This is a genomic window from Leptospira venezuelensis (genome assembly GCF_002150035.1).
In the GTDB taxonomy this organism is placed as follows: Bacteria; Spirochaetota; Leptospiria; order Leptospirales; family Leptospiraceae; genus Leptospira_B; species Leptospira_B venezuelensis.
This window is the reverse complement of record NZ_NETS01000010.1, coordinates 789,292-815,991: the sequence shown is the minus strand read 5'-3', so window position 1 is coordinate 815,991 and position 26,700 is coordinate 789,292. Positions and strand designations below refer to the sequence as shown.

General features: G+C 38.1%; 24 protein-coding genes. 14 read left to right on the top strand and 10 right to left on the bottom strand.

Translation table 11 applies throughout. The annotated features are described in order from the left end of the window. Positions 1-48: 48 nt before the first annotated feature. Genes B1C82_RS11070 through B1C82_RS11060 form a run of 3 tightly spaced genes read right to left on the bottom strand, consistent with a single transcriptional unit; the run spans position 49 to position 3,432 of the window. The gene (locus B1C82_RS11070; RefSeq protein WP_086447624.1) at positions 49-1,326 is read right to left on the bottom strand and encodes an OmpA family protein; all 1,278 of its coding nucleotides are present in this window, start codon (positions 1,324-1,326) and stop codon (positions 49-51) included. 53 nt (positions 1,327-1,379) lie between these two features. Continuing rightward, positions 1,380-2,633: a serine--tRNA ligase gene (gene serS / locus B1C82_RS11065; protein ID WP_086447623.1), complete on the bottom strand. Its 1,254-nt coding sequence runs from the start codon at positions 2,631-2,633 to the stop codon at positions 1,380-1,382. After that, complete coding sequence (locus B1C82_RS11060) at positions 2,626-3,432, bottom strand: TatD family hydrolase (RefSeq protein ID WP_086447622.1); 807 nt, start codon at positions 3,430-3,432, stop codon at positions 2,626-2,628. Before B1C82_RS11060 ends, serS begins: the two co-directional genes overlap by 8 nt. Positions 3,433-3,551: 119 nt before the next feature. Here B1C82_RS11060 and B1C82_RS11055 point away from each other — a divergent pair, with 119 nt between their 5' ends. From B1C82_RS11055 to B1C82_RS11045, 3 genes are read left to right on the top strand one after another with little or no spacing between them, the layout of a single operon-like run. Further along, the gene (locus tag B1C82_RS11055; protein WP_086448571.1) at positions 3,552-4,535 is read left to right on the top strand and encodes a M23 family metallopeptidase; all 984 of its coding nucleotides are present in this window, start codon (positions 3,552-3,554) and stop codon (positions 4,533-4,535) included. Then, entirely contained in the window at positions 4,535-4,882 is a 348-nt protein-coding gene (locus B1C82_RS11050; RefSeq protein ID WP_008589609.1) for a bactofilin family protein, read from the top strand. Before B1C82_RS11055 ends, B1C82_RS11050 begins: the two co-directional genes overlap by 1 nt. Further along, a complete protein-coding gene (locus tag B1C82_RS11045; RefSeq protein WP_086447621.1) occupies positions 4,879-5,385 on the top strand; it encodes a YaaR family protein in 507 nt (168 codons plus the stop codon). Before B1C82_RS11050 ends, B1C82_RS11045 begins: the two co-directional genes overlap by 4 nt. Here B1C82_RS11045 and B1C82_RS11040 read toward each other — a convergent pair whose 3' ends face one another. The 5 genes from B1C82_RS11040 to B1C82_RS11020 are packed head-to-tail and all read right to left on the bottom strand — an operon-like array spanning position 5,386 to position 9,710. After that, positions 5,386-5,805: an acyl-CoA thioesterase gene (locus B1C82_RS11040; protein WP_086447620.1), complete on the bottom strand. Its 420-nt coding sequence runs from the start codon at positions 5,803-5,805 to the stop codon at positions 5,386-5,388. Positions 5,806-5,839: 34 nt separating this feature from the next. Beyond that, a complete protein-coding gene (locus B1C82_RS11035) occupies positions 5,840-6,721 on the bottom strand; it encodes a ParB/RepB/Spo0J family partition protein (protein ID WP_086447619.1) in 882 nt (293 codons plus the stop codon). Continuing rightward, positions 6,721-7,482, bottom strand: a complete 762-nt coding sequence (locus B1C82_RS11030; RefSeq protein WP_086447618.1) for a ParA family protein — start codon at positions 7,480-7,482, stop codon at positions 6,721-6,723. Before B1C82_RS11030 ends, B1C82_RS11035 begins: the two co-directional genes overlap by 1 nt. Next, positions 7,457-8,248: an RsmG family class I SAM-dependent methyltransferase gene (locus B1C82_RS11025; RefSeq protein WP_086447617.1), complete on the bottom strand. Its 792-nt coding sequence runs from the start codon at positions 8,246-8,248 to the stop codon at positions 7,457-7,459. The genes B1C82_RS11030 and B1C82_RS11025 overlap by 26 nt, the downstream gene beginning before the upstream one ends. Before the next feature lies 1 nt (position 8,249). After that, positions 8,250-9,710, bottom strand: coding sequence for a M20/M25/M40 family metallo-hydrolase (locus B1C82_RS11020; RefSeq protein WP_086447616.1), 1,461 nt, complete (start codon positions 9,708-9,710; stop codon positions 8,250-8,252). 311 nt (positions 9,711-10,021) lie between these two features. On the opposite strand from B1C82_RS11020, the gene B1C82_RS11015 reads away from it, so the two are divergent. Next, positions 10,022-10,765, top strand: a complete 744-nt coding sequence (locus B1C82_RS11015) for a hypothetical protein (protein WP_086447615.1) — start codon at positions 10,022-10,024, stop codon at positions 10,763-10,765. 120 nt (positions 10,766-10,885) lie between these two features. Here B1C82_RS11015 and B1C82_RS11010 read toward each other — a convergent pair whose 3' ends face one another. Next, positions 10,886-11,338: a class I SAM-dependent methyltransferase gene (locus B1C82_RS11010; protein WP_086478623.1), complete on the bottom strand. Its 453-nt coding sequence runs from the start codon at positions 11,336-11,338 to the stop codon at positions 10,886-10,888. A gap of 149 nt (positions 11,339-11,487) precedes the next feature. After that, positions 11,488-13,374, bottom strand: a complete 1,887-nt coding sequence (gene mnmG, locus B1C82_RS11005) for a tRNA uridine-5-carboxymethylaminomethyl(34) synthesis enzyme MnmG (protein ID WP_086447613.1) — start codon at positions 13,372-13,374, stop codon at positions 11,488-11,490. Positions 13,375-13,484: 110 nt separating this feature from the next. Between mnmG and B1C82_RS11000 the strand changes: the two genes are divergently transcribed. The 10 genes from B1C82_RS11000 (at position 13,485) to B1C82_RS10955 (ending at position 26,682) form a co-directional block, all read left to right on the top strand. Next, entirely contained in the window at positions 13,485-14,408 is a 924-nt protein-coding gene (locus B1C82_RS11000; RefSeq protein ID WP_086447612.1) for a branched-chain amino acid transaminase, read from the top strand. Between the two features lie 17 nt (positions 14,409-14,425). Beyond that, a complete protein-coding gene (locus tag B1C82_RS10995) occupies positions 14,426-15,373 on the top strand; it encodes a hypothetical protein (protein ID WP_086447611.1) in 948 nt (315 codons plus the stop codon). Positions 15,374-15,687: 314 nt separating this feature from the next. Beyond that, positions 15,688-16,995, top strand: a complete 1,308-nt coding sequence (gene dnaA / locus B1C82_RS10990; protein ID WP_086447610.1) for a chromosomal replication initiator protein DnaA — start codon at positions 15,688-15,690, stop codon at positions 16,993-16,995. A gap of 325 nt (positions 16,996-17,320) precedes the next feature. Then, positions 17,321-18,442 carry a DNA polymerase III subunit beta gene (dnaN, locus tag B1C82_RS10985; RefSeq protein WP_086447609.1) on the top strand — a complete coding sequence of 374 codons (1,122 nt, stop codon included), beginning with the start codon at positions 17,321-17,323 and terminating at the stop codon, positions 18,440-18,442. Between the two features lie 12 nt (positions 18,443-18,454). Beyond that, the gene (recF, locus tag B1C82_RS10980; protein ID WP_086447608.1) at positions 18,455-19,552 is read left to right on the top strand and encodes a DNA replication/repair protein RecF; all 1,098 of its coding nucleotides are present in this window, start codon (positions 18,455-18,457) and stop codon (positions 19,550-19,552) included. Continuing rightward, on the top strand, positions 19,549-20,010 hold the full coding sequence (locus tag B1C82_RS10975) for a DciA family protein (protein ID WP_086447607.1): 462 nt from the start codon (positions 19,549-19,551) through the stop codon (positions 20,008-20,010). The genes recF and B1C82_RS10975 overlap by 4 nt, the downstream gene beginning before the upstream one ends. An 86-nt stretch (positions 20,011-20,096) precedes the next feature. Beyond that, positions 20,097-22,010 carry a DNA topoisomerase (ATP-hydrolyzing) subunit B gene (gene gyrB / locus B1C82_RS10970; RefSeq protein ID WP_086447606.1) on the top strand — a complete coding sequence of 638 codons (1,914 nt, stop codon included), beginning with the start codon at positions 20,097-20,099 and terminating at the stop codon, positions 22,008-22,010. Between the two features lie 30 nt (positions 22,011-22,040). After that, positions 22,041-24,554, top strand: coding sequence for a DNA gyrase subunit A (gene gyrA / locus B1C82_RS10965; RefSeq protein ID WP_086447605.1), 2,514 nt, complete (start codon positions 22,041-22,043; stop codon positions 24,552-24,554). Continuing rightward, a complete protein-coding gene (locus tag B1C82_RS10960; RefSeq protein ID WP_086447604.1) occupies positions 24,551-25,504 on the top strand; it encodes a tRNA dihydrouridine synthase in 954 nt (317 codons plus the stop codon). The genes gyrA and B1C82_RS10960 overlap by 4 nt, the downstream gene beginning before the upstream one ends. Continuing rightward, positions 25,504-26,682, top strand: a complete 1,179-nt coding sequence (locus B1C82_RS10955) for a multiheme c-type cytochrome (protein WP_086447603.1) — start codon at positions 25,504-25,506, stop codon at positions 26,680-26,682. The genes B1C82_RS10960 and B1C82_RS10955 overlap by 1 nt, the downstream gene beginning before the upstream one ends. Positions 26,683-26,700 lie beyond the last annotated feature (18 nt).

Sequence of the window (26,700 nt, the reverse complement as noted above, 5' to 3'; positions counted from 1 at the left end):
TGATACCTAGGTTATCGGCATCTCCCGGTTGTTAAAGGAGTTTTTAGTCTATTCTAAAATTTGAAATTCGGTCCTGCGATTTTTGCGGTCCGTTTCAGGGTTTTTTTCTGGATAAATCGGCTCCCTGCTTCCCTTTCCATCCGTAGTAAATCTGCTAGAGGAAATTCCCTTTTTGACCAGATACTCCTTCACTGCTCCGGATCGGTTACGACTTAATTCCAAATTGTCGTTCGGATCTCCGTGCAAATCAGTATGACCGGTAATTTTCAATTTTATAGATGGGTTTTCATTTAAGAAAGATACCAATCTGTCTAGAATTTCAAAAGATTCTTCTTCGATTTCGAAAGATCCGGTCCGAAAATGAATAGATTCCAAGGAGATTTTTTTATTCTTCTTCAATTCTTCCCATTCATTCACTGAGAATTCGTAGATGTCGTAATTCCCACCCTCCTTGTCTAACCTGCAAAAGTATGCATTTTTTGCATCAGGAGTTTCCGTATAGAATGCTTCGTCACCAGCTGAATTTATTACTGGACCAAGATTAACGGCAGCGGAGAAGGTACCGTCTTCCTTAATCTCTACTTTATAAATGTCTAATCCACCATAACCACCGGGACGATTGGAAGAAAAATATAAATACTTACTATCTCTGCTTAGAGTTGCAGCAATTTCGGCATGTTCCGTATTCACGGGACTTTCCATACGGATAGCTTTTCTCCATGAGCCATCTTTATACTCAGAAATGTAAATATCAGATTCTGCAACTTTCCCGAAAGGATAACGAGTGAAGAATAAATAGCTGCCTGCTAAAAATGGATTCTCCTCAATGGCCGGAGTATTCACTTCTAAAGGAAGTCTAGTCGCTTTGTCCCAGGTTCCATTTTTTAATGTAGCAAAATATAGATCTCTCGAGACTCCAATCTTGCCACTACTCAATTTAAATTCTATACTTCCGTCTCGATTCGAGGAGAAGATAATTGCTTTCTCATTTTCTATAATAAAGGGGCTTTGATCATCAAACTGAGAATTTAATTCGGAAACTTCTACACCTGAACTCCAACCATCCTTGTTTTTTACAGATTTGTATAGATCCGAATAGTTTGAATTTTTACGTTTCGAATAATAATAAAGAGTGTTTCCGTCTTCCGAAAGGCTGATCCCAAATTCGTTTAAGGAAGTGTTAATCTCTCCTTTTAAAGGAGCAACTTTTCCTTTTGCAGAATCGTCTGCGCCAGATATGGAAAAGCCGGCAAATATGAAATAGCAAAGTAATACGGAGATGATCTTGAAAGAAATAGAAGAAGGAGTATGGATTTTAAGAGCCATACTCTAACTATCTGTCTTTTAGAGAAAAACCTGATACTTTTTCGAAGAAAAAATCAGAGATATTTTTTCAAAGCCTCAGGGAACTCAATAGTTCCGTCTTCTTTTTGATACGTTTCTATTACTGCAGCTAAAGTTCTGCCAATCGCTAAGCCGGAACCGTTCAAAGTATGGACCAATTGGTTTTTGCCTTCTTTAGATTTGTAGCGGATCTTACCGCGTCTTGCCTGAAAATCTTTGAAGTTAGAAACGGAAGAAATTTCCATCCAACGATTTAAACCAGGCATCCAAACTTCCAGATCATACGTTTTGGAAGAAGCAGCAGAAATATCCCCGCTGCATAATAGCATTACTCTGTATCGAATCCCTAATTTTTTTAGAATGTTCTCCGCATGAGAAAGCATCTTTTTATGTTCTTCTTCGGAGTCTTCTGGGCGAGCAAACTTTACAAGTTCTACTTTCTGGAATTGGTGAACTCTTACCAAACCTCTTGTATCTTTTCCATAAGAACCTGCTTCTCTTCTGAAACAAGAAGTATGGGCGGTGATAGATATAGGTAGTGAATTTTCTAGGATGATTTCATCTCTATATAAATTTGTAAGAGGAACTTCTGCAGTAGGAATAAGATTGAGTTCATCTCTTTCTAATCTATAGTATTCATCCTTGAACTTAGGATACTGACCTGTAGTAGTCATACATTCGTCGTTTACCATGACTGGAACCCAAACTTCTGTGTAACCATGTTCAGTAGTATGAGTTTCTAACATTAAGTTCGCTAATGCCCTTTCTAATTTAGCGCCAAGCCCAAAATAAGTGTAAGCTCTTGCACCTGCGAGTTTTGTTCCCTTTTCAAAATTGAACCAACCTAATGATTCTCCTAATTCGAAGTGAGGTTTTGGAGTAAATTTATAATCTCGAACTTCTCCAACTTCATACAAAACTTTATTATCATGTTCGTTCTTGCCTACAGGAACATCTTTATCCAGTATATTTGGTAGTCCCAAATTAATTTCTAATAGTTTAGATTCTATAGATTCAAGATCATCTTCTATCTTTTTGATCTTATCTCCGATCTCTTTTACGGCGGCAGAAGCGGCAGCAATATCTCCGCCTGCTTGTTTTACCTTTCCGATCTCTTTACTTGCTTTATTTCTTTCCTCACGGAACACATCCGCTTCCTTTTGGAGGACTTTTTTCTTTTGGATGATATCTGCAAGTTGGTCCAAAACAGCCAGGTCTTTAAAACCTCTTAGTTCCAGATTGGATTTTAATTCTTCAGTGTTATCGGTAATATATTTTAGATCAATCATGATGATACGCCTTCCTTTGCGTGAATTTTAAGGAATTATTATACAAAGTTTTTTCCACTTCGGAGTTGGATTCTTTTCTAAGTGAGAACATTTTTTCTAAAACGAATTTAGTATAGGATGGCTCATTTCTTTTTCCCCTGAAAGGAGGCGGTGCAAGAAAGGGTGCATCTGTTTCGATGAGCATACTTTCTAACGGAAGTTTTTCGGCGGCTTCTTGGATATCTCTTGCATTCTTAAAAGCGACTATTCCCGAAAAGGAAATATAATATCCTAGATCCACTAACTTCTTCGCCGTTGGATAATCATAAGTAAAACAATGGATCACTCCAAATGCCTTGTCTCTATGTTCTTTTAAGATAGAAACCGTATCTTCTGCAGCATCTCTTGAATGGATCACTACAGGAAGTGAATACTGACCAGAAGCTTCTAAGAAAGAATGCAGCACGTCCGCCTGATACGCCTTAGTCGAAGCATCGTGATAATAATCTAATCCGATCTCTCCAATCGCAGATAACTTTCGGTCCGTCACGTTTTCTTTGACTAATGTCAAAATTTCTTCTTTTTTAGGAAATTCATGAGTTTCAGTCGGATGGCAACCGATCGAATAAAATATTTCTATCTCTTCATTTGAAAATTTTTCAGATAAACCTTTCGCTCTAATTGAACTCTCAAGGTCGATACCGATCTGGACGATCTTTTTTATACCGGATTCTTTTGCTTTTTTTATAGATTCTGCAATATCCTGCCCTTGCTCTTGTATTATATCTAAGTGGCAATGTGTGTCGATGATGGAGTACATATGAAAACGGCTTTTAAAAGGCAGTTTTCGTGATTTGTATTGACTGAAAAGAGAATTTTTTAGAATCCTTACAGCATAACAACGGAACGGGGAAACTCGTTGGTTTGGGACATAATAGCTTGAATCTTAAATCCTATCTTGCACTACTTTATTATAGGCTCAGATACAAATACCAAGATCTGAAGCTTAAGCTAGATATCAAAATAGCAAATTGGAATAAGAAGGGTAAAGAACGTCTCACCGTCATGGTGATCCCTCACTCCGAACAAAAGACGATCAACTTTCATATCTCTTACAGAGCAATCACCATCTTCATCGGGACAATTCTGGTCCTTCTTCTTATCAGCTCTATCAACGTTCTTAGTCATTCAGGATCCATTCACCAACTTACAGAATTGAACTTATCCAACCAAGACTTCATTCGTCAGTCCGCAAAAATGAAAGAAGAGATCAACGGTCTTCACGAGCATGTTGAGTACTATCACAATCATGTAGGCGCTCTTTACGGAAGATTGACCGGAGACAATTCCAAAGTTGCAAAAGGGATCGGTGGAGCAGAAAAACTTTCTCTTGGTTCCGATAAAAATTTAGCACCGGGCGCAGAAGTATTCCGACTGAAAGAAGATGTTCATAATCTTAAAGTAGCGAACGAACTTACTCAAGAAATCATAAGTATATTAAAAAAACGTAAAAATCTAATCCGTCAAACCCCGTCTGTCTGGCCTGTAAAAGGATATGTTCTTTATCCTTATGGAGAATATCTGAATCCGGTTACCGCTCGCAGGGACTTCAACAACGGATTGGATATCGGAGCTTTCCCTGGATCAGAAGTAGTGGCAACTGCACCTGGTACAGTTTACGAGATCGGATACACTCGTAACACCGGATATTTCGTAAAAGTAGCTCACAAGTTCGGTTGGAAAACGATTTACTCTAATCTGGATCGTGTAAAAGTGAAAGCGAATCAGCAAATTTCCAAAAACGAAGTATTAGGTTTCGTTGGAAAATCGGAAAACAGTCCTCAATACAGTCTTCATTATGAAATTCATGTGGGCACCAGAGCGATCGATCCGTTTGCATTCTTGAACCAGATCCAAGACTGATGGCCCATACAGAAGAGCAATTAGCGGTAAATAGCATCATCGGCGAAGGCGCCGAATTCAGCGGAGACTTCAAACTTTCCGGGCTTCTACGTATTGACGGTATTTTTAGGGGAACCATAAAAACCGACGGAAAAGTCCTAATCGGAAAGACCGGAATCGTCGATACGGATATTAAAGCTCGTATTGTCGTCGCCGGCGGTGAAATTAATGGGAATATATTCGCGTCGGAACGAGTGACTCTACTCGCAAGCTGCCGTATGAAAGGTGATATTATCACTCCAAAGGTAGTTATGGAAGAGGGAGTACAATTCGAGGGAAATTGTAAGATTAACCCGACCACTCATTGAAGATCCAATCTCAGCAAAAAGACCCTCGCACAGAATCACGTAAAAAAAGAGACTTCGGACTTTCCCTAAGTGCTTCTATATATCAACCTGTTCCTAGTTCAGTATCAGATTCCCAGATACCTGATTCTAAAAGTGAATTTTTCGATTTAGTAGAACATCTACTTCCTTATAACCAGGAAAGAACAAGAGATCTAAATTCTTTGCTTAGAGATCTTCCTGATGCAGAGAGAAATTTTCTAAAATCTCCTACTTACTCAAATCTGGAAGTTTATAAAAGGATCGTTCAAGGGATCTTGAAAGAAGTTCTAGATAGAAATACAAGTTTGGAAACTTTACGCACTCGCGCCCGCGGCGGATCCGAGAAAGTTTACCAAGTAGTTCAGATAGTAGATGATAAGATCCAAACTTTAGCGGACTTTATCATTCATCCCGAAAATTCTACTTTTGATCTGATGAAAAGAATGGAAGATATTCGTGGTCTATTAGTAGACCTGATGAATTGATCAGTTCTTAGAACTTAAGTTCTTAAATACTTCCGGTAGTTTTGCTGGCTTTCTGGATTCCAATACCAAAAATGCCCAGGTCAATTCTCCATTACAAACTAAAGTATCATCCGAACCTTTTCGAACTTGGATATTCCAAAGAATACTAGCAGGTTTGATCTCTCCCGCTTTCACATAAATTTTTAGTTCTTCGTCAAATCTTGCAGGCGATTTATATTCGATCAAAGAGCGAGTGACTACAAAGTCTAGACCATTCTTCTCTAATTCGCCCTTATAGTCGTACTTTAAAAATCTCATGTACTCGTTCAAAGCGGTATCAAAGTAAGTGAGATAATGTGCGTTGAATACTACTGCTTGCGCATCTATCTCGGAATAGCGTACTCTTAGAGTATAATAGAATTCCGAATCGTTTGAACTCATAGGCTAATTCTGATAACTAATATTCTTTAGCGGGTTATAATCCTAGGGCATCTAAAACTTTTTGTAAAGCATCCAAGCTTGGATAAGCAATACTGAGTTTTCCTTTTCCGGAAGAAGAATTATGAGTGATATCCACTTTCATCGAATACTTTTTGCGGAACTTGTTCTCAAGTTCTACAATATCCACTTCTTTACGTTTGGATTTTTTCTTCTCTCTGACTGGAGTTTCTTCCGTTAAGTTTGCAACTATATCTTCTACTTGGCGAACTGTTAAACCTTTCTCTGCAATTTGGTAAGCGAGCTGTTCTGATTTTTTACGATCCGCAATGGATAGAAGAGGTCTTGCATGACCTTCGGATATTCTACCATTCTTAACCAGATCCATAACTGAATCAGGCAATTGTAAAAGACGAATTAAGTTGGATACGGTCGCTCTGTTCTTACCGACTCTAGATGCAATATCAGTGATCTTTAATCCGGATTTTTCAGAAAGAGTTTTGTAAGCCAAAGCCTCTTCGATCGGATTTAGATTTTCTCTTTGGATATTTTCGATAAGGGCCATTTCCAAAGTTTGCTGCACATTTGCTTTTTTAACTACGACAGGGATTTTTACGAAGCCTGCAATTTTACATGCACGGTATCTTCTTTCTCCGGAGATGATCTCATATCCGGAACCGGTGTCTTTAACAACTATCGGTTGGATAACTCCGTGAGCCTTGATGGTCTCTGCAAGTTCGCGCAATGATTCTTCATTAAAAGTTCTTCTTGGTTGGTCAGGATTGGGACGGATCTCTGAAAGTTTTACCTCTCTGAGCGAACCTTCTCCGCCTGCTTCCTTGAAAGATTTTTCCTCCGAAACAGGAATTAAATTCCCGAGTCCCCTTCCTAATGCTTTCGGTTTTGCGCTGGCACTCATTAATTTTTACCGGCAACTTCTAATGCTAGACTTCTGTAACTTTGAGCACCGATCCCATCCGGATCATAGGAAAGAATGGACTTACCGAAAGAAGGAGCTTCCGAAAGTTTGATGTTTCTTGGAATAACCGTAGTATATACTTTTTCTTTAAAGTAAGACTTAACATCTTCTGCAACTTGTTGAGCAAGATTGGTTCTCTTATCGAACATGGTAAGCAGAACGCCTTCGAGCTCGAGAGAAGGATTTAATTTTTCCTGAACCAAAGAAATGATCTTCATTAGCTGGGTCAGTCCTTCCAAAGCGAAATATTCGGTTTGAAGAGTGATCATCACACTATCAGCCGCAGACAATGCATTGATAGTAAGAACGCCAAGAGAAGGAGGACAATCGATCAGTATATAATCATACTCAGTTCTTAAATGACCGATCGCATCTTTTAAACGATACTCACGATTTTCTTCTCCCAATAAGTCGGCTTCCGCACCGGACAAATTGATATTAGAAGGAATGATATGAAGATTTTCGATATCGGTTCTTTTGATACATTCCGCAGCGGAAGATTCTCCGATCAAAAGTTCATAAGAAGTATTTTGGAGAGTGTTAATCTCGAATCCTAAACCGGATCCCGAGTTGCCTTGCGGATCAAAATCTACGATTAAAACTTTTTTACCAATCGCAGCTAGATTTGCCGCAAGATTGATGGAGGTAGTAGTCTTGCCTACGCCGCCTTTTTGATTACTGATGGATACGATCTTTCCCATAGAATTCTTTGCTCTCCTTCTCGAGAAGCTTCCAAGCTCTAGGAATACCTTGCCTTGCCGATCCGACCTTTTTCAAGACTTTAATATGTCGCATGCCTAAAAATTCAAGTTCAGATAAAAATACAGTCTTAAGAACTTCAAAGCCACTATCAGTTAAGATCTTCTTTTCAATCTTTGCATCAAACTCGTCTTTCCCGATAAAAGGGACATAATATCCTCCTTTTATAATACACCTACTTAAGACTTCTGCGCTCCAAGGATAAGGTACAAACCCCCTAGAAACACCTAAATTCCAGTCAGTTTTCCAGTCCTCCGCCCTTGCAAAAAGGAAATCAACCCCTGTGATTTTGTTTTCTTTCACAAACGTTTCTGTGTGAGAGAGTTTTCTTCTTTGTGAATCTAATAGGACTAGTTTAGGCCTTTCCTTCTCTATTAAACAACGAAAGAAGAAGCCAGGTATGCCTGGACCTGTCCCGGCATCTCCCACCTTCATACTGTTAAACGATCCAACGATGGAACGGATCTTATAAATATGAAAGATGGACTCTAATACATGGCGATCTAAGATCTCGTTTGTATCTCTTTTAGAAAAAAAACCGCCTGCTTGGTTCTTTTCTTTTAGGAAGGTTAAGAATGAAGAGACAAGTTCCCAATCGAATAAGGGAAGGATCTGTTCTGCGTCTTTTGAAAATCTATATTTAACCGCGGCTTGGATCCCATCCGGATCATGATTAAAGTCCGGATGGCTTGTCTCTGTTTCTGTCATTCTACTTTGCGACTTGGTGATTGTATTCTATGATGGACTTGAATAAAATTTCAATTCCCATCTTGAGCTGAGGAATACTCATGCTCTCATTCTTACCATGAATACCATCTATCTCCTCCGAGGAAAGTAATGCAGGAATGAGTCCGTAACATTTTAATCCGATCTGTCTAAGATAAGAACTGTCTGTAGTTCCAGGTGATAAGAATGGAGTTGCGATCGATCCAGGCTCCACTGCAGTCACAGTTCCAGCAAGAACTCTAAATAATAATCCATCCATAGGAGAGATACTTCCGGACTCTAAGTGACGTGCACTGACTTCTACTCCGTATTTTTCTCCGAGTGCTTTTACTTCTTCAAAGATCTTTTTCTCATCTTGTCCCGGAAGAATACGAATGTCCAGTGAACCAGTTGTCTCAGAAGTAATCACATTCATTCCGATCGGATGACTATCTATTCCAGTTAAACTCACAGTGTTCCTAGTCATTGCTCTCAAGTGTCTATTAGAGTTGATCACACCTTTTAAGATGATAAAGAGCAATGGGTTTCTAGATCTCTTTAGCACAAACGAATCGGGAAAATTACTGATAGCTCCCAATGAATAGAAGAATGCTGCAGTCTCATCCTTGATCATCGTTTTGTTTCCGATGTTCTGTACATCTTGTAGAAAATCTACCATTGACTTAGCAGCATAACTCACTGGAGGAGTACTTCCATGTCCGGGAATTGATTTAGCTTTTAAGTCCAGCCACACAGCACCTTTTTCTGCGAGTTGAATATTAAATACTTTAGATCCTTTAATTGCTATGTCTTTGGATCCGGTTCCACCTTCGTTCCAAACATATTCATATCCGTTGAATATTTCTTTATGTTTATCTACTAAGAATCTAGCTCCATGTTCTGAGCGACTTTCTTCATCTGCGATAGCAAGGAACATTAAGTTTCTTTCGAGCGGGATTTTCTTCTCATGAATAAGTAAAAATGCATAGAGCTGCATGATGCCAAGACCCTTAACATCCACTGCTCCTCTTCCATGAATTCTATCTCCTTTTCTTACTCCGGAGAATGGTGGAACATCCCAGTCTTTTGCATCTGCTTCAACAACATCGATATGATTTGTAAGTATTAAACCTTCTTTAGTTGTATCTTTACCTTTTAGTTCAGCAAGAAGAGATGCTCTATCCGGCTTACCAGGATATTCAATTATGCGAGAGGGAATTCCTCTCTTGTCTAAGATAGATTTTAAAAAGAGTGCTCCTTCTTTCTCTCTACCCCTGATAGTTGCGATTCTTATATAAGCTTGTAGATCTTTTGCGGCTTCTTCACTTAAAGCAGAATAATCTAAACTTGGAGCAGTTGCTTCCGGCTGGATAGGTTTGATCCCTTTTTCAGTAAATGCGATTGTATAAATGATGAAGATCGCGATAAGAGCAAGGATCGTGATCCCGATTTTTTTGAGGGACATATTTCCTCTCCACTAGTCTTTCTTTATTGGCTTCTAATCTTTTCGGTATAGAAGCCCGTAAAAAATTATTCTGTCATCACACCTCTGCAAGGAGTTTTCCTTTGATTCCGTGAATGGAATGTTATAATTTTATGTAGGACCTCCTACATAAATAAAATGAGATTCCAAGAGTCTTACAGATACTATAAAAAGAAAAGACCACAATATCTGATCTTAATCCGGTATCATTACGTAAGAAACTCGTTCAAATTTCCTAAAAAGACTCTTAACATTTTACACAAATAGTCGATGTCTAGAGGGAGGTAGTCTCCATGTTAAAAAGAGTATTCTTCGCTTTCGTTCTTATCTTCTGCATTAGTCCGATCTATTCTTTCACACCCGGAAAGTGGTCCCATACAGATAGGATCATTTTAGGTTTCGAAAAAGGCGGCCCTACCCAAGAGTTAGTAAGAGATTCGAAAGGCAATTTGATCTATACAGCAAAGTATGACTATGATGCTTCCGGAAAATTAGTTAAAGAAAACTATATTGGACAAGATGGAAAGTCTGATGGGTTCACTAAGTTTTTATACAAGGATGGAAAAATCCTAAAAGAAGAACTCTATAATAAAGACGGAGTGAATCTTGAATCCAAAAACTTTGGCTATAACAAAGCTGGAGTTCTTTCATCAATTGAACTAATCGATAAAGATGGGAAAAATATACTTACCTGTACGATCATCTCTTGGGGAGAAAATGGTTTAATAAAAGAAGCTCAAACTGAATGGGCTGATGCAAAGACAACTGAAAGATTTGCGATCGTTAAAGACCCGAACAAACCGGGACTATTCCAACAGAACATTTATAACGAAGAAAAACAGCAAGCAGCATCCATCGTTTTGACTTTTGATTCGAATGGAAAACTTCAGAGCAGAATGAATGTCCAAGGAACAATCGAAAGAATGAACAGATTGATCTGGGACAAAGAGAATCGTTTACAACAATTTACTTTCTTAATCAAACAAGGAGACAAATGGGCCGTGGAAAAAACTCACGAGCTTGTTTACGGAAAATAATCCCCGTGTTTCACGTGAAACGGATAGAAGGGAGGGCAATCGCTCTCCCTTTTTTATAATCGCATGTTGGAACTCCAACGTACTCATTAAAGTTAATTTAAAATCGATACGTCTCTAAGTTCACGCCTTGGAAGTTTGACCCATTTGGTTGAACACATATACTTTCTGAAAAACTAACCTAGTCCAAGTAACACCTTGTTTGATCTTCATTAAGCTTGGCTGGTTATCTATAATTAGTGAATTCTTAAGGCCAACTTTTAAAGCCTGATCAATACTAATCTTTCCATCTGTTTCAAACACATCAGTTCCTCTTTCAGTTGGACTCCTACGAAGTGGAAAAGCAAAGATGTCGTCTGGTTTCAGAAGTTCCGATACTCTTTTCATAGAATAGAATTGTTCTTCTCCAGCTAGCTGATGCCAGACTCCGGAAGATAGAATGAAATCGAATTGATTGTTATAATCTGAAAGATATGTAAGACTAGGTAATGAATCTTCTATCAATACAATTCGATCAGAGGAATATGGATTGGCTCCAGCTTGTCTGAATTCTTCGAGTGGTTCCACGCGTTTCACGTGAAACGTTGGAGCTCCAACACGCCGATAATAGTTACATTTCTTCATCGGACGAAATGTTTTAGATTTAGTACCGAGTGATTAACTACAATAAAAAACCCCGAGGTAAACCCGGGGTTTTTCTTTTCATTAGTAATTGTGAGAGTTGTTTAAACCGGACTAGGTTTTCTTCCTTTGATATAGAAAAGAAGCATATCAATATCACTTGGATCAACACCAGAGATCTGAGCTGCTTTTTCTAAATTTAAAGGACGATGTTTTGCAAGTTTTTGTATGGCTTCTTTCTTAATACCAGGTACCAAAGAGTAATCAATCGTTTCAGGTATTGGGGTAGTAAGATATCTATTCTTCCAATCGATAGTATCTTGCTCTCTTTTAATATAACCTTCGTACTTGATCTCCATCTCGATTACTTTTCTATCTTGTGCGCTGAGTTCTTCTGCCTCAGGAACTAAGAACTTAACATCTTCGAAAGCAATCTCAGGTCGTTTTAAAAATGAATCCAGCTTTGCGCCGTACTTTAAACTTTGGATCCCCTTTCTTTCTAATAAAGCTTCGAACTCAGGTAAAGGTTTGAGCGGAGTTGATTGTATCTTCTCCTTAACTTCAGAGATCTTTTTATATCTACTAGTCATCTCATTGAAAGTTTCTTCGGATACAAGACCCATCTTGTATCCATACTTCATAAGTCTTTGATCCGCATTGTCTTGTCTTAAAAGAAGTCTATGCTCGGCACGAGATGTAAACATTCTATATGGATCTTCTACACCTTTATGAACTAGATCATCTACAAGAACTCCGATATAAGATTCGCCTCGGGAGAATAACATAGGCTCCTCCCCTCTTAAGGAAGAAAGTACACTGTAAGCAGCAACTAAACCTTGGGCCGCGGCTTCTTCATAACCTGTAGTACCGTTGATCTGTCCTGCATGATAAAGACCTTTGATCTTCTTGGTTTCTAATGTTGGTTTTAATTCGGTAGGATCAACATAGTCATACTCGATCGCATATCCAGGTCTTAAGATCTCAGCTTCTTCTAGACCCGCTATTGAACGTACAAGTTTCCATTGAACTTCTTCGGGTAGACTTGTAGAGACTCCGTTTAGATAAATCTCTTGCGTATCGTAACCTTCTGGTTCTAAAAAAATCTGATGTCTTTCTCTATCTGCAAAACGAACGATCTTATCTTCAATAGAAGGACAATATCTAGGGCCAGTTGATTTGATCTGACCTGAATACATTGGGGAAAGATGAATGTTCTCATTGATCAGTTGATGAGTTTTTTCATTCGTGTAAGTGATATAACAAGGGATCTGTCTACGAGTGATCTTAGTTGTGGAAAAAGAAAAAGGAGAAGGATCCGGATCACCATCTTGAACACTCATCACAGAAAGATTTACTGAGTTTTTATGAATTCTAGGCGGAGTTCCAGTCTTCAATCTTCCTAATTTCAAATTATACTTAGCAAGTGAATGAGAAAGACCTTTAACGGTAGGTTCTCCGAATCTTCCGTTTTCTTTTTGATAAGTACCTATATGAACGATAGAAGATAAGAATGTTCCGGTAGTTAGGATAACATGATTGGTGAATATTTCAAAACCTCTTCCTGTCCGAACTCCAATAATACGATCTTCTTCTATCAAAAGATCTTCTACTGTATCTTGTCTGATGGATAAGTTTTGAATAGATTCAAGTGTATGTTTTACTTTGAGTTGGTATTCTTTCTTCTCCGCTTGAGCGCGCGGAGCCCAAACACTAGGACCCTTTGATGTATTCAACATTTTGAATTGGATACCGGTAGCATCAATGACCTTACCCATCAAACCACCGAGCGCATCTACTTCTCGAACCATATGTCCTTTTGCAATCCCACCGATAGCTGGGTTGCAAGACATCTGTCCGATCGTATCTAAATTCATTGTGATGAGTAATGTTCTAGCACCACCAATAGATGAGACATAGGCAGCCTCGGAGCCCGCGTGACCTGCACCGACCACAACACAATCAAATCGATTGGGAAAAAAAGAAGAATTCATTCAGACCTAGCACTCCTGCATAAGCTCATCTTAACATAGATCATTAGTCGACAGTAGAGCCTATGCTTAGAATCATGTAATCAATAGTATCACTTTCAGGTTCCCTGTACATGCCCGAATCCATCAAGAAACTCTCTTACTTCGAAGGAAAAATAGTCCCGGAGTCCGAAGCAAATATAAACATCAAAACTCACGCCTTACAATATGGAACCACTGTCTTCGGAGGTATCCGAGGATATTATGATTCAAGTTCTGATAACTTATATGTCTTCAGGATCTTAGATCATTATAGACGTCTCGTTAATTCTACCAAGATCATGCAGTTGCAATTCACAAAAACTCCGGAAGAACTCCGTGACATAACCTTAGATCTGCTTAAACAATCCGGATACAGAAGGAACGTATATCTTAGACCTTTCATCTACACTTCTGCTCTGCAACTTTCTCCTAGGTTCCATGATGTTCCTACTGAACTTGCAATTTATGTTTTAGAGTTAGATGATTACTTAGATACGAAACGTGGACTGACCACAATGGTTTCAAGTTGGAGAAGGTTCGATGATACCGTGATCCCTACTCTCTCCAAAGTTTCCGGTGGATACGTCAACTCAGCTCTTGCAAAATCAGAAGCAGTTCAAAACGGATACGACGAAGCAATCTTCCTAGACAGCAGGGGTTTTGTAAGCGAAGGTTCTGCAGAGAACATTTTCTTAGTGAGAGACGGAAAGATCATCACACCTTCGATCTCATCTTCTTTGCTAGAAGGAATTACAAGACGTTCCGTTCTGCAACTTGCGAAAGATGCAGGCTACGAAGTTATAGAAAGAGATATTACAAGAAGTGAACTTTATATCGCAGATGAGATCTTCTTCTCAGGAACTGGAGTGCAGATTGCTTGGGTAAGTGAAGTTGATAAGAGAAAGATCGGAACAGGAGAGATGGGACCGATCACTAAGAAACTTCAATCTACTTTTTTTGATCTAGTAGTTGGAAAAAACCAAAACTACAAACACTGGTTGACTCCCGTTTATTAATCTTTAATAAAAGGAACATGTCTTCTGCATTCGGTATAGAGGAAATCCAAGGCCAGGAAAGAGCTCTAGTATTCTTAAAAAAATACTCATCTCAACCTGACCTTCTTCCTCCCCTGCTCATCTTTCACGGACCAGAAGGCACCGGAAAGGAATCGGCTGTTGAAAGATTTATCAGACATATTCTTTGTTTAGAAGGAACCTCATGCGGACACTGCGTTTCTTGCAGAGCATTCATGCATCATTCTCATCCGGATATTGTTTGGTTTCCATTAGAGAAAAATAAACAGATCGCGATTGGTAAAGAAGACAATCCGGAAGAATTCACTATCCGTTGGTTAATCCGTACAAGGCTTTATTATAGACCTCACCTTTCCAAAACCAGATTTATTATCATACCTGATGCATCCTTAATCGGTAACGAAGCAGAGACCGCACTTTTAAAATCTTTAGAAGAGGCTCCCTTCTTCACTCGCTTTATATTTATAGTAAACGACTTGGAACAATTGAAAGAAACGATCGTGAGTAGAGCAGTCTGTATTCCTTTCGGGTATCTTCCACAAAAAGTGATCAAGGAACTACATAGTAAAAATTCAATACCTTATATTCCTGCAAAGGGCGGGAGTATGGTATCATTCGATTGTCCACCTGAGGTGCTTGAACAAATTTCACAAAGGATTAATGGAAATCTAAGACAGCCATTAGATTATCTTAGACTAGAAGAATGGATACTCGAATACAAAGAGGAACATTCTGATTGGAAAGAAGATTTTTCCTTCAAAGACCTCCTGGACCTCATCGGATTATTATTACTACAGGAATTTTCCAGATCGGATTTCGATTCTAATCTTCCAAAGATGGAAGCAGTTTTTCGTTTTAAAGAAAAATTACATGAAAGAGTGCATGGGCAAGAGAACATCGCGTTATCATTGCTTATACATGAACTCTCTTTACTCGAACAAAAATAAAATTTCTTCATATTTTCTTTAAATTCTCCATCATCCACTTCGCATAACAACGGTTAAATATAACAAAATACTAGTAGTTACACTAAGTGACATAATGATTTATCTATCTCTAATCCACTGTGTTTTTCCTAAGGTTTCCTTTTCGATTTCCGAATTTTCATTTGTATGCGACTGACAGAAGAAAAATAGTGTAATCTCGTCGGATGGTCCTTCGGACCGTTTCTTAATTCAGTTTTTTCTTTTCCGAGACAAATACGAGTTTCGTATTCAGTAAGTCGTCGGTTCGTTTTTGATTTTTTTCTTTGGAGTTTTTTTTGAATCCTAGTTGGAAGCGTGTATTAGAGGAAGTCTCCAAGGAAATTCCTCCTACGTACTTTGATAAGTTCATATATACCTTACAATTAGAGAGTTTAACAGACGATCGTTGTATCCTCATAGCTCCATCTTCTAACATAAAAACACATGTTGAGAAAAAATACCAAAACCATATAGAAGAAGCGATCTTCAGAGCTAGCGGAAACAGAGTCCCAGTCGAGATCGTTCTTGAAAGTGCTTCTAATCTAAACGAAGTTCTTCAAGAAAAATTCAAAGATAAGTCTTATTCTTTTAACCCAGATTACTCTTTTGATAATTTTATCGTAGGAAATACAAATCGCCTCGCTTTCAGCGCGGCAATGGAATGTGTAAAAAATCCTGCAGAGATCAATCCATTATACTTATTCGGAAAAGTAGGAGTAGGTAAAACCCACCTTTTGCATTCCATAGGTTCGGAAATCCTCAAAAAAGAACCTTGGAAAACAGTACATTACGTAGATATAAAATCATTTATGAGCGAGTTTTTGTTCGCTCTTCAATCTAGAGATTCAATCGAATCCTTTAAAATTAAGTACCAGTCTTATAACTGTTTATTGATTGATGATATCCAACTCTTGAACACAGGGGCGGAGAAGACCCAAGAAGAGTTCTTCTCTATCTTCAACTTTCTATTCGAAAGAAAAAGACAGATTGTGATCGCATCTGACCGTCCAAGTTCGGAACTTCCTCTTCATGAAAGATTAAAATCTAGATTTGTGACAGGTGTTCAGGCAGATATTCAACCTCCTGATAAAGATATTCGTATCGGAATCTTAGAAAAGAACTGCCAAATTTTGAATTTAGGACTTTCTCAAGAACATATACAATTCATTGCTGATCTGATCGAAGATGATACTCGAGCACTTCTTGGCGCATTAAACGATCTTGCTCTTCACAAGAGGGCATTCTCTCATCTATTCTTCACTACAACAATGATAGAAGAGATACTAAAGAATCGTATCTTCCGTAAAAAGAATTTCCAACTCAGCCAAGATAAAGTCATAGAACATATCTCTTCTCTATACAACCTAGATCCAAATGAAGTGATGGGTAAGAGTAGAAAACCAGAGTATGTGATCCCTCGACATCTATGTATGTATGTATTGCACAAAGGGTTCCGACTGAATAAAAGTCAAGTTGGAAGAATGTTTTCTGCAGAACATACAACTGTAATCCATGCAGTTCGTAACATCGAAAATAAGATAAAAGATGATAAAGAATTTTCCATTAAAGTGGAAGAAGTTCTCAATCGATTCCGTTTCCAATAAAAAACTTAGTTTCAATTCTTATCTATTGGCGACATAGACCTATAAATAATATGTAAATAACTAGTTAATAGTTTATTCATAACAAGTAAATAAGACATAACACAAAATTATTGTCCCTTATAGACTTTGGTTTTGAAGGTTATTATAGCAGATATACAGGAGTTTTTTCCGGGTCCTGGAAATTGTACTTTTCAATATATATGCGACATATTTCCCTTATCTAAAGAGTTATGACTCTTATCTACATATGCACAGGTACAAGTACTACAACAGTACATATATAAGAATCTATATATAGATCACCTATATAAATGGAGAATGCAAATTGAAGATCAAAGTGAACACATCCGAGTTCCTAAAAGCGATTCACGCTGTAGAGGGAGTGATCTCAGCTAGAGAGATACGTTCTGTTCTCTCCAACTTAAAATTAGAAGCTGAAACTTCTTCCGTATCTATTTCTGCGACTGACTTAGAGATATCTATTAAAACATCATTAAATGCTCAAGTAGAGAAGTCTGGAAATATTTCCTTACCTGCAAAACAATTATCCAGTATTTTTAAAACCATTCACTTCGAAGAGGCTTTACTTTCAACTGAAGATACTGATGCTGATTCAAGTATCACTTATATCACTGACGCCACTAAAAAGAATGATTATAAAAACAAACTAAATGGAATGGATGCAGAAGAGATTAAGACAATCCCTAAAGTGGATTCTTCTAATATCTCAGATTTTCCAACTGCAATGTTTGCTGAGATGATTCGTAAAACTTCTTATGCAATCGCACATGAAGACCAAAGATATATCTTTAACGGACTATTCATGGTTCCTAAAGGAGATAAGCTTGTATTCGCAGTTACCGATGGTCGAAGGTTATGTAAAATTGAAAGACCTCTTTCTACTACTTTAAAATTCAAAGATTCAGTGATCATTCCTTCTAAGGCAATCAGAGAGATCTCTAAAATGATAGCTACTGCAGAAACTGGAAAGATCGGTATCATCGACAATCAGATCTATGTGAATGCAAATCAAATCGAACTTCTTTGTAAGTTGATTGAAGGTAACTTCCCGAATTATGAGCAAGTCATTCCTAAATCTTCTAAATTCAGCGCAGTAATTCCTAAAGAAGGATTCCAAATCTATCTAAGACAAGCATTGATAGCTGCAGAAGAACCTACTCGTCAAATACGCTTAACATTCACAAAAAATAATATTAACTTCTACGCTCAAACACAAGGAGTAAATGAAGTTAGTATCAATATGCCTATCGATTATTCGGGAGACGAGGTTACCGTAGCATTCAAAGGTGAATATCTATCTGACGTATTCAAGTCTATCGATGACAACGAGTTCAGAATAGAATTCAGTGATTCAAGTTCTCCTGTTGTATTCAAGGATCCTTCTGATCCTGATTTTATATCGGTAATTATGCCGATGAAAATTTAAAAGAGAAGATCCGTGTTTTTACGAAGCCTAAGGCTTCTCAATTTCAGAAATCACGAACAGATAAGCCTGGAGTTCAATTCCAGGCTTATTTTCTTTGTGGGAGAAAACGGAGAAGGAAAAACAAACTTACTCGAAGCAATCTCCATGATCTCTTGGCTAAAAAGTTTTAGAGAATCGGAAGAAGGTAATTTGATCCGTTGGAACTCAGACGGATATTATATCAAAGGCGAAGTAGACAGAGATAATAAAAGAGAAATTTATGAATTAGGTTTTTCTAAAAAACCAGTCAGTCGTCGTAAACTTAAATTCAACCAAGAAGAAGTTAAAAAAAGATCTGACTTAGTTGGCAAATTTCTAAGTGTTCTAATGACTCCTTTAGATCTGGTTATAGTAGAAGGAGGACCTTCCGAAAGAAGAAGATTTTTAGACAGTCTGCTTTCTTCTTTGGACCCTTCTTACTTAAATGATCTAATAGAATACAATCGTATCCTAAAACAAAGAAACGCACTTTTAAAAAGTGGCTCTTCCGATCCCGGACTTTATGAAATTTGGAATCAAAGGCTTATTGAAAAAGGGATCAGTATTTTTAATAAGAGAAAAGAATTCATTTTAGAATTCGATCCTATTTATAGAGAGAATCTAAAAAAGTTAAGTGGTGGAAGAGATAATCTTACTTTGGAATATAAACCCAGCTTTTTTGATCTGGAAAATTTTAAAGAAACCCTACAACGGAATATTAACAGAGATCGAAAACTAGGTTATACTTCTGTAGGAATTCATCGCGACGATCTGTACATTGGAGAAGATAATCGTGATATCATGGATTTCGCTTCTCAGGGCCAAAAAAGAAGTACTGTAATTTCTCTTAAAGCGGCCGCTTTCGAGTATTATCGTAGGAAATTAGGTAGGACCCCTATTCTTCTAATCGATGACGTAATCCGAGAATTGGATGTAAAAAGAAGAGAATATTTCGTGGATCTTGTATTGAATTCTGGACAGGCATTCTTTACTACCACAGACTTAGAAGGTATCTCCGACTATGTGGGAAGATTAGAAGATGAAAAACAGATCTTTCTAGTTAAAGATGGATTAGTTACTCCTTATCAATGAAAGAAGAATCTAAAGTACAGAAAATTGACCCAACCGAGTTCAAAAATATTCTTCAAGATTTAGGTTTAACAGAAGAAAGTTTAGCCGAGAAAATTGCAGTCCAAACTTTAGCTAAACGTTGGGTCGACATAATAGGTCCAGTATATGCAAATCATTCCGAACCATTTGCGTTAAACGGTGATACGTTGGTAATCCTAACAGTTCATTCTGCATACAAGCAAGAGATCCTTTTTATGAGAAAGAGGATCTTAACTTATTCTGCTCGTTATTTAGGAAGAGATGTAGTAAAAAAAATTGAAATTAGGATCGGTAATCTTACTCCTAAAAAGCAAAAAAGCCCCTCGTATACTGCAGATAAAACCGGATTGGAGGGCAAACAAAACCTAGTTTCTTTAGCTGAAAAAGAAACAGATCCTGTCGCAAAAAAAAGACTTTTAGAGCTGATTGAATTCCTCTGAGGAGGATATTCTTTCTAAATAATAAGCCGAATTTCCTTGCCTCCTTAGCGAATTCAGGAAAACTATTCCTAGATTCCGGAGGACCAATGAGCCAACCAGAAAGCAGTTATAGCGCGGGTCAGATCAAAATCCTAGAAGGATTAGAGGCCGTACGCAAACGCCCCGGAATGTATATCGGGACCCAAGATGAGACCGGTCTTCATAAAATGGTCTATGAAGTAGTTGATAACTCCGTAGACGAAGCAATGGCAGGTCATTGTACTGAGATTAATATCTCTATTCTTCCGGATAATATAATAGAAGTAAAGGACAATGGGCGTGGAATTCCAGTCGCCATTCATCCTGAAAAAAATATCTCCACTATCGAAGTCGTAATGACCATTCTACACGCTGGTGGTAAGTTCGAGAACGATGCCTATAAGGTTTCCGGCGGACTTCATGGTGTTGGGGTATCTGTGGTAAATGCACTCTCTGAATCATTAGAAGTGGAAGTTTACCAAAATGGAAAGATTCACCAGCAAAAGTACTCGAGAGGTGTACCGCAAGGACCTGTAAATGTAATTGGAGATACTACTGAAAGAGGGACTGTTGTCCGATTCAAGCCTGACGCAACAATCTTCACTACAACTGAGTTTCATTTTGACGTGCTAACTTCTCGCTTTAGAGAATTGGCATTTTTGAATAAGGGCCTAAAGCTGATTGTTCAGGATAAAAGAAAATCCGATTCCGAAAAGCATGAGTTCATATTCGATGGAGGAATTGTTTCCTTCGTTGAATATTTGAATGAGAACAAACATCCCCTTCATAAAACGATTCATTTCGAAAGAAATAAAGATGATGTGGTCGCCGAAATTGCGATCCAATATTCTGATACATACTCTGAAAATATTTTTTGTTTTACCAATAATATAAATAACAACTTAGGTGGAACTCACTTAGAAGGGTTTCGTGCTGCTTTAACTAGAACACTTAACGATTACTTAAAGAAAGATCAGCAACTTGTAAAAAAACAACCTACTGCTTTATCTGGAGAGGATTTAAAAGAAGGGATCACTGCTGTAATTTCAGTAAAAATTCCTCAACCTCAGTTTAACTCTCAGACGAAAGAAAAATTAGTAAACGCAGAGATTAAAGGGATCATGCAGACTCTAACTGGAGAAGGTCTTTCCCTTTTCTTTGAAGAGAATCCAGCGATTACTAAAAAGATATTAGAAAAATGTATATTATCTGCTAAGGCTCGAGAGGCTGCACGTAAGGCTCGTGACTTAACTCGTCGTAAGTCTGTATTAGAAGGCGGTGGTCTTCCTGGAAAATTGGCGGATTGTTCTGAAAAAGATCCGGCTGCTTCTGAACTTTATATTGTAGAAGGTGACTCTGCAGGTGGTTCCGCTAAACAAGGGAGAGATAGACATTACCAAGCAATTCTTCCTTTAAAAGGTAAAATTCTAAACGTGGAAAAAGCTCGTTTAGATAAAATTCTCGGAAACGAGGAGATTCGCACATTGGTTTCTGCATTAGGAACTGGAATTGGTGAGGATGAATTTAATATAGATAAAGCCCGTTATCATAAAGTCTTTATTATGACGGATGCGGATATCGACGGTTCTCATATTCGCACATTGCTTCTTACATTCTTCTTTCGTTATATGAAACCTATCATTGAAAAAGGATTCTTATACGTTGCACAACCTCCTTTGTATTTAATTAAACATGGTAAGACATCGACTTATTTATTTTCGGATAAAGAAAAGGATGAATACTTAAAATCTTTAGGAACAGAAAAGGCAGTCATCCAACGATATAAAGGTCTGGGTGAAATGAATCCGGAACAACTCTGGGAAACAACAATGGATCCTGAAAAACGAGTCGTTCTAAAAGTAAAACTCGATGATTACGTGGAAGCAGAAGATACATTTAATATACTTATGGGCGATGAAGTAAATCCGAGACGTCGCTTTATCGAGGTCAACGCCGCAAAAGTGGCGAACCTTGATCTTTAATATATTGGTAATAGGAAATTCTAAATACAAATGAGCGAAGAGCTAGAGAACGAAACAAAAACTTTAGGATTCAGCCTTTCTTCTCGTCCTGATATCGGCGATGCATTGAAGAATGGTGTCAGGGTAATTCCTGTCGAGATCGAAGACCAAATGAAGGAAGCCTACCTAGGTTATGCAATGAGCGTAATTGTAGGAAGAGCTCTGCCGGATGTCCGAGATGGCTTAAAACCTGTTCATAGACGTATTTTACACGCAATGAACGAAAGGGCCTGGAGAAGCGACCGTCCTTACGTTAAATGCGCAAAAATTGTTGGAGAAGTTTTAGGTAATTATCATCCGCACGGAGATAGCTCCGTTTACGATGCGTTAGTTCGTATGGTCCAGGAGTTTTCTCTTAGGGTTCCTCTCATTGATGGACAAGGAAACTACGGATCGATAGACGGTGACAACCCTGCAGCATATCGATACACCGAAGCAAGACTTGCAAAGGTTGCAGAAGAACTTCTAAGAGATATCGAAAAGGAGACCGTAAATTTTTCTCCTAACTTTGATGATACCAAACAACAGCCCGATGTACTTCCTGCAAATTTTCCTAACTTATTAGTAAACGGTTCTTCCGGAATTGCAGTGGGAATGGCTACAAACATTCCCCCTCATAACTTAAGAGAAACGATTGAAGCGGTTATTACCGTAATTAAAAATCCTGAAATAAGTATATCAGAAATTCTTAAAATAATGCCAGGCCCGGATTTTCCTACTGGCGGTACAATTATTGGCGGAGAAGGTTTATTATCTGCATATCACTCTGGAAAAGGTTCTATTCGGATTCGTTCCAAAGTAGAAATAGAAGAGAACAAAAAAGGAAGAGAAGTAATCGTTGTTACTGAAATTCCTTACCAAGTAAATAAAAAGACCCTTCTTGAAAGGATTGGTGAGCTTGTTAACGAAAAACAAGTCGAAGGAATTTCCGAAATTTTAGATCTATCTGATAGAAAAGGGATCAGAGTAGAGATCCATATTAAGAAAGATGCAAATGCACAGGTTATCCTAAATCAACTTCTTAAGCTTACTCAACTACAAGTAAGTTATGGGATTACCATGCTTGCGATCTTGGATAATAAACCTAAGATCTTTAATATCAAAGAGATCCTGGTCGCTTATTCTCTTCATAGAAAGGAAGTAATTGTTCGTAGAACTCAATTCGACCTAGATAAGGCCGAAAAGCGTGCGCATATCTTAGAAGGATTGAAGATCGCTCTCGAGAATATCGAAGAAGTGATTAAGGTAATCCGTGCTTCAAAAAATGCTGCGGAAGCAAAACAACAATTGATGGCCCGATTCGTTCTTTCGGACGTCCAAGCAGACGCGATCTTAGAGATGAGATTACAAAGACTTACCTCCTTGGAGGTTCAAAAGGTAATCGACGAGTTGGAAGAAGTTCGAGCTCTCATTATGGATCTGAAAGACATTCTAGCTAAGCCTGAAAGAGTGTCTGATATAGTTTGCACTGAACTTTCTGAAGTTTCTGAAAAATTCGGAAATAAAAGAAAGACAGATATTAGTTTAGAAAGTGTGGAGTCATCCACTTTTAACGCAGAAGATCTAATTGCTGACGAAGAAGTTGTATTACAAATTACTTATGATCAATTCATAAAAAGACTTCCTCTTGATACTTTCAAAAGACAGAGAAGAGGCGGAAAAGGGATCCAAGGACTTTCTCAAAAAAGAGAAGACGTAGTTAAGATCATGAAAACCGCCATGACCCACGATAATGTAATGTTCTTCTCTAATACCGGAAAAGTTTATATGATGAAGGCTTACGAACTTCCTCAAGCTTCCAAAGAAGCCAGAGGAAAATCCTTAAAAGCAATCATAGGACTTGGAGAGAACGAAACAATTTCCGCGATCTTTACATTCAAAGAAGAAGATAAAGGAAAAGATCTACTACTCGTAACCAAAAATGGTTTTATTAAACGAGTAGAATTATCTGAATTCGGCAATGTCAAAAAATCAGGTATCATTGCGATCGGCTTAAGAGACGGAGACCAACTGATCGAAGTAATTTCTGTTGTAAAAGGCGATAACGTCATGATCTTCTCTGCAAACGGACTTGCACTGAGAATTGAAATGGATACAATCCGGGCACAAGGAAGGACCGCACAAGGTGTGACTGGAATGAGACTCTCCAAAGAAGATGCGATCGTCGGACTTTCTAAAGTGGTAGATGGCGATAATTTATTTGTGATCTCAGAGAATGGTTACGGAAAACGTTTAGGCTTCGAAGAGTTTGGGACCAAAGGAAGAGGAGGCAAAGGAATGACCTTCTTAAAAACCGGAGAGAAAAACGGTGCAGCCGTAGCAGTAAGTTCCGTGGGGGAAGAAGATGAGATCATCTTAGTCACTCAACAAGGAATGGTCATTAGAACAGAAGCAAACCAGATCTCTAAAATGGGAAGAACTGCAGTAGGAGTCAGAGTCGTAGACACCAAGGACAATGATAGAGTCCAAGATTGTACTGTGATTCGTGAAAGCAAAGAAAAATGATCCGCATCGGTTCTGTCGAAATTCCCGGTTGGTTGGCTATGTCGCCGATGGCCGGGATTAGTGATAGCCCGACTAGAACAATGGCTCGCAGATACGGATCTGCATTTTCCTACACTGAATTTGTTTCTACTGATAGCCTCGCAGTAGGGTCTAAAAAAGCATTATCTCTATTACGTTTTCGTGAAGAAGAAAGACCTATTACTTTCCAGATCTTTGGAAATAAACTAGAAATAATAGTAGAAGCAGCCAAAAGAATCCGTGAATTAAATCCTGATATCATTGACTTAAATATGGGCTGTCCTGCTCGGAATGTTTCCATGCGGGGATCGGGTGTTGGACTTCTCCGCAAACCTGTATATGCAGGAAAAATAATAGAAGAGATGAGAAAGGCACTGGATATACCAGTAACTGCAAAAATCCGCTTAGGATGGGATGATACTTCCCGAAACTATATGGAAGTCTCTCGGATATTAGAAGAATCCGGAGTAATGGCAATCTCAGTTCATGGAAGGACACGCGAGATGGGATATTCGGGAAAGGCAGATTGGGATGCAATCGCGGATATCAAATCTGAAAGAAAGGTCCCAATCTTCGGAAACGGAGATGTAAGTAGTTACGAAGAAGCAGTTCGTAGAAAAGAAGAATCTAAAGTGGATGGTGTTCTTGTTGGAAGGAATTCCATTGGAAATCCCTGGATCTTTTCAAACATCAAAAAAGAAGATTTAAGTTTCAAAGAAATAGTAACCACAACCTTAAGTCATTTGCAATTAATGAGAGAAACCTTTGGAGATAAATACGGATTGATACTCCTCCGAAAACATTTAGTGCGCTATATACAATCCAGAAAGGAACTTGAACCGATACGATTGGAGCTCCTCAAGATGGAAGATCCAGAATCTTTGATCCGCATTCTTACTGAAGTTCTTGAAGAATCCAAAGTTTTAGTTTAATGAAATTTAAAACCATTTGGATAGGAATTTCTTTAACCTCCTTCCTTGTCCTAATTTCTATTGTTAACTTAAGTTCAGAAAATTTCCAGAATCGATTGGAAGTAGTATTAGGTTTAGAAAAAGGATTGTACGCAGTAAATTTTGATCCAAATCAGGATTCGATCCGAGATAAATACACTGGTAAAATTCTAGAGTCTGCATCTGATTGTAAAACTTGTCATAGGCAGGTTTATGAAAATTGGTCAATATCTCGCCACAAGGTTGCTCATACAAACAGTTTGTATCAGCACAGCTTTGCTATCGAGCCAATGCAATGGTGTGAAAATTGCCATGCCCCTTTAAGAGATATTTCTTCTCAAACTATATATAAACGGGAAGAGGGTATATCTTGCAATGTTTGTCATGTAAGGAAAGGAGAGATCATTACAAAGGAACTTCCTAAATCGGATCAACTATATCATAAATACAATGTTGTCGCTGAATTTGGTTCAGAAAAACTCTGCGAGTCCTGCCATCAATTTAATTTTCCCACTTGGGCTTCTTTGTCAGATCAATCTAGGGGAATCAAATATTCAGATCTTATAATGCAGGGAACTAAAGACGAGTGGAGTAGCTCCGGGTTTGCTAAGGAATCAGATTGTATAGATTGCCATTTAGCTCCTGGCTCAAAAAGTTCTCACAATTTTCGGGGAGGTCATAGTATAAAAAACTTAAGAGAAAGTTTATTCGTAGATATGAAATATGTTTCTTCTAAAACAATTTTAGTACAAGTACACTCGATAGGAATTGGCCACGCATACCCTACAGGAGATCTTTTTAGAGCATTAAGATTGAAAGTTTTCTCTAAAACTGGGAAATTACAGGAAGAATTTTTACTTAGGAAGTTATATAAGATCACTTCCAAAGAAGAGAGAGAAAAACAAACTGCACCGAAAAAACTAATTTATGATTCAAGAATTCCTGCCCCGGAAGAAGGTGAAAATTCAGCTGTAAAAGAATTTTATTTAGAACTGAACGAAAGGCCTGTTTCTCTTAAAATCGAGCTATGGATCGACTATCTGAATGATATAGAAAAAATCCTAACACCTATGGATAAGAAAGAAACAATGAAGATCATTTTGAAGAAGACAATTATTGTCAAAGAGAGGGAAAAATTTACCGGAAAAGAATCTGGATAAAAACAATCAATTTATCCA

What these genes read in the sequence shown, in the direction of transcription:
- mnmG (WP_086447613.1), bottom strand. Translation starts at nt 13,374, where the DNA reads ATGAATTCTTCTTTTTTTCCCAATCGATTTGATTGTGTTGTGGTCGGT.
- B1C82_RS11025 (WP_086447617.1), bottom strand. Translation starts at nt 8,248, where the DNA reads ATGACAGAAACAGAGACAAGCCATCCGGACTTTAATCATGATCCGGAT.
- B1C82_RS11030 (WP_086447618.1), bottom strand. Translation starts at nt 7,482, where the DNA reads ATGGGAAAGATCGTATCCATCAGTAATCAAAAAGGCGGCGTAGGCAAG.
- B1C82_RS10975 (WP_086447607.1), top strand. Translation starts at nt 19,549, where the DNA reads ATGAAAGAAGAATCTAAAGTACAGAAAATTGACCCAACCGAGTTCAAA.
- B1C82_RS10955 (WP_086447603.1), top strand. Translation starts at nt 25,504, where the DNA reads ATGAAATTTAAAACCATTTGGATAGGAATTTCTTTAACCTCCTTCCTT.
- B1C82_RS11050 (WP_008589609.1), top strand. Translation starts at nt 4,535, where the DNA reads ATGGCCCATACAGAAGAGCAATTAGCGGTAAATAGCATCATCGGCGAA.
- B1C82_RS11060 (WP_086447622.1), bottom strand. Translation starts at nt 3,432, where the DNA reads ATGTACTCCATCATCGACACACATTGCCACTTAGATATAATACAAGAG.
- gyrA (WP_086447605.1), top strand. Translation starts at nt 22,041, where the DNA reads ATGAGCGAAGAGCTAGAGAACGAAACAAAAACTTTAGGATTCAGCCTT.
- serS (WP_086447623.1), bottom strand. Translation starts at nt 2,633, where the DNA reads ATGATTGATCTAAAATATATTACCGATAACACTGAAGAATTAAAATCC.
- B1C82_RS10960 (WP_086447604.1), top strand. Translation starts at nt 24,551, where the DNA reads ATGATCCGCATCGGTTCTGTCGAAATTCCCGGTTGGTTGGCTATGTCG.
- B1C82_RS11035 (WP_086447619.1), bottom strand. Translation starts at nt 6,721, where the DNA reads ATGAGTGCCAGCGCAAAACCGAAAGCATTAGGAAGGGGACTCGGGAAT.
- gyrB (WP_086447606.1), top strand. Translation starts at nt 20,097, where the DNA reads ATGAGCCAACCAGAAAGCAGTTATAGCGCGGGTCAGATCAAAATCCTA.
- B1C82_RS11040 (WP_086447620.1), bottom strand. Translation starts at nt 5,805, where the DNA reads ATGAGTTCAAACGATTCGGAATTCTATTATACTCTAAGAGTACGCTAT.
- B1C82_RS11000 (WP_086447612.1), top strand. Translation starts at nt 13,485, where the DNA reads ATGCCCGAATCCATCAAGAAACTCTCTTACTTCGAAGGAAAAATAGTC.
- B1C82_RS11020 (WP_086447616.1), bottom strand. Translation starts at nt 9,710, where the DNA reads ATGTCCCTCAAAAAAATCGGGATCACGATCCTTGCTCTTATCGCGATC.
- B1C82_RS11070 (WP_086447624.1), bottom strand. Translation starts at nt 1,326, where the DNA reads ATGGCTCTTAAAATCCATACTCCTTCTTCTATTTCTTTCAAGATCATC.
- B1C82_RS10995 (WP_086447611.1), top strand. Translation starts at nt 14,426, where the DNA reads ATGTCTTCTGCATTCGGTATAGAGGAAATCCAAGGCCAGGAAAGAGCT.
- B1C82_RS11015 (WP_086447615.1), top strand. Translation starts at nt 10,022, where the DNA reads ATGTTAAAAAGAGTATTCTTCGCTTTCGTTCTTATCTTCTGCATTAGT.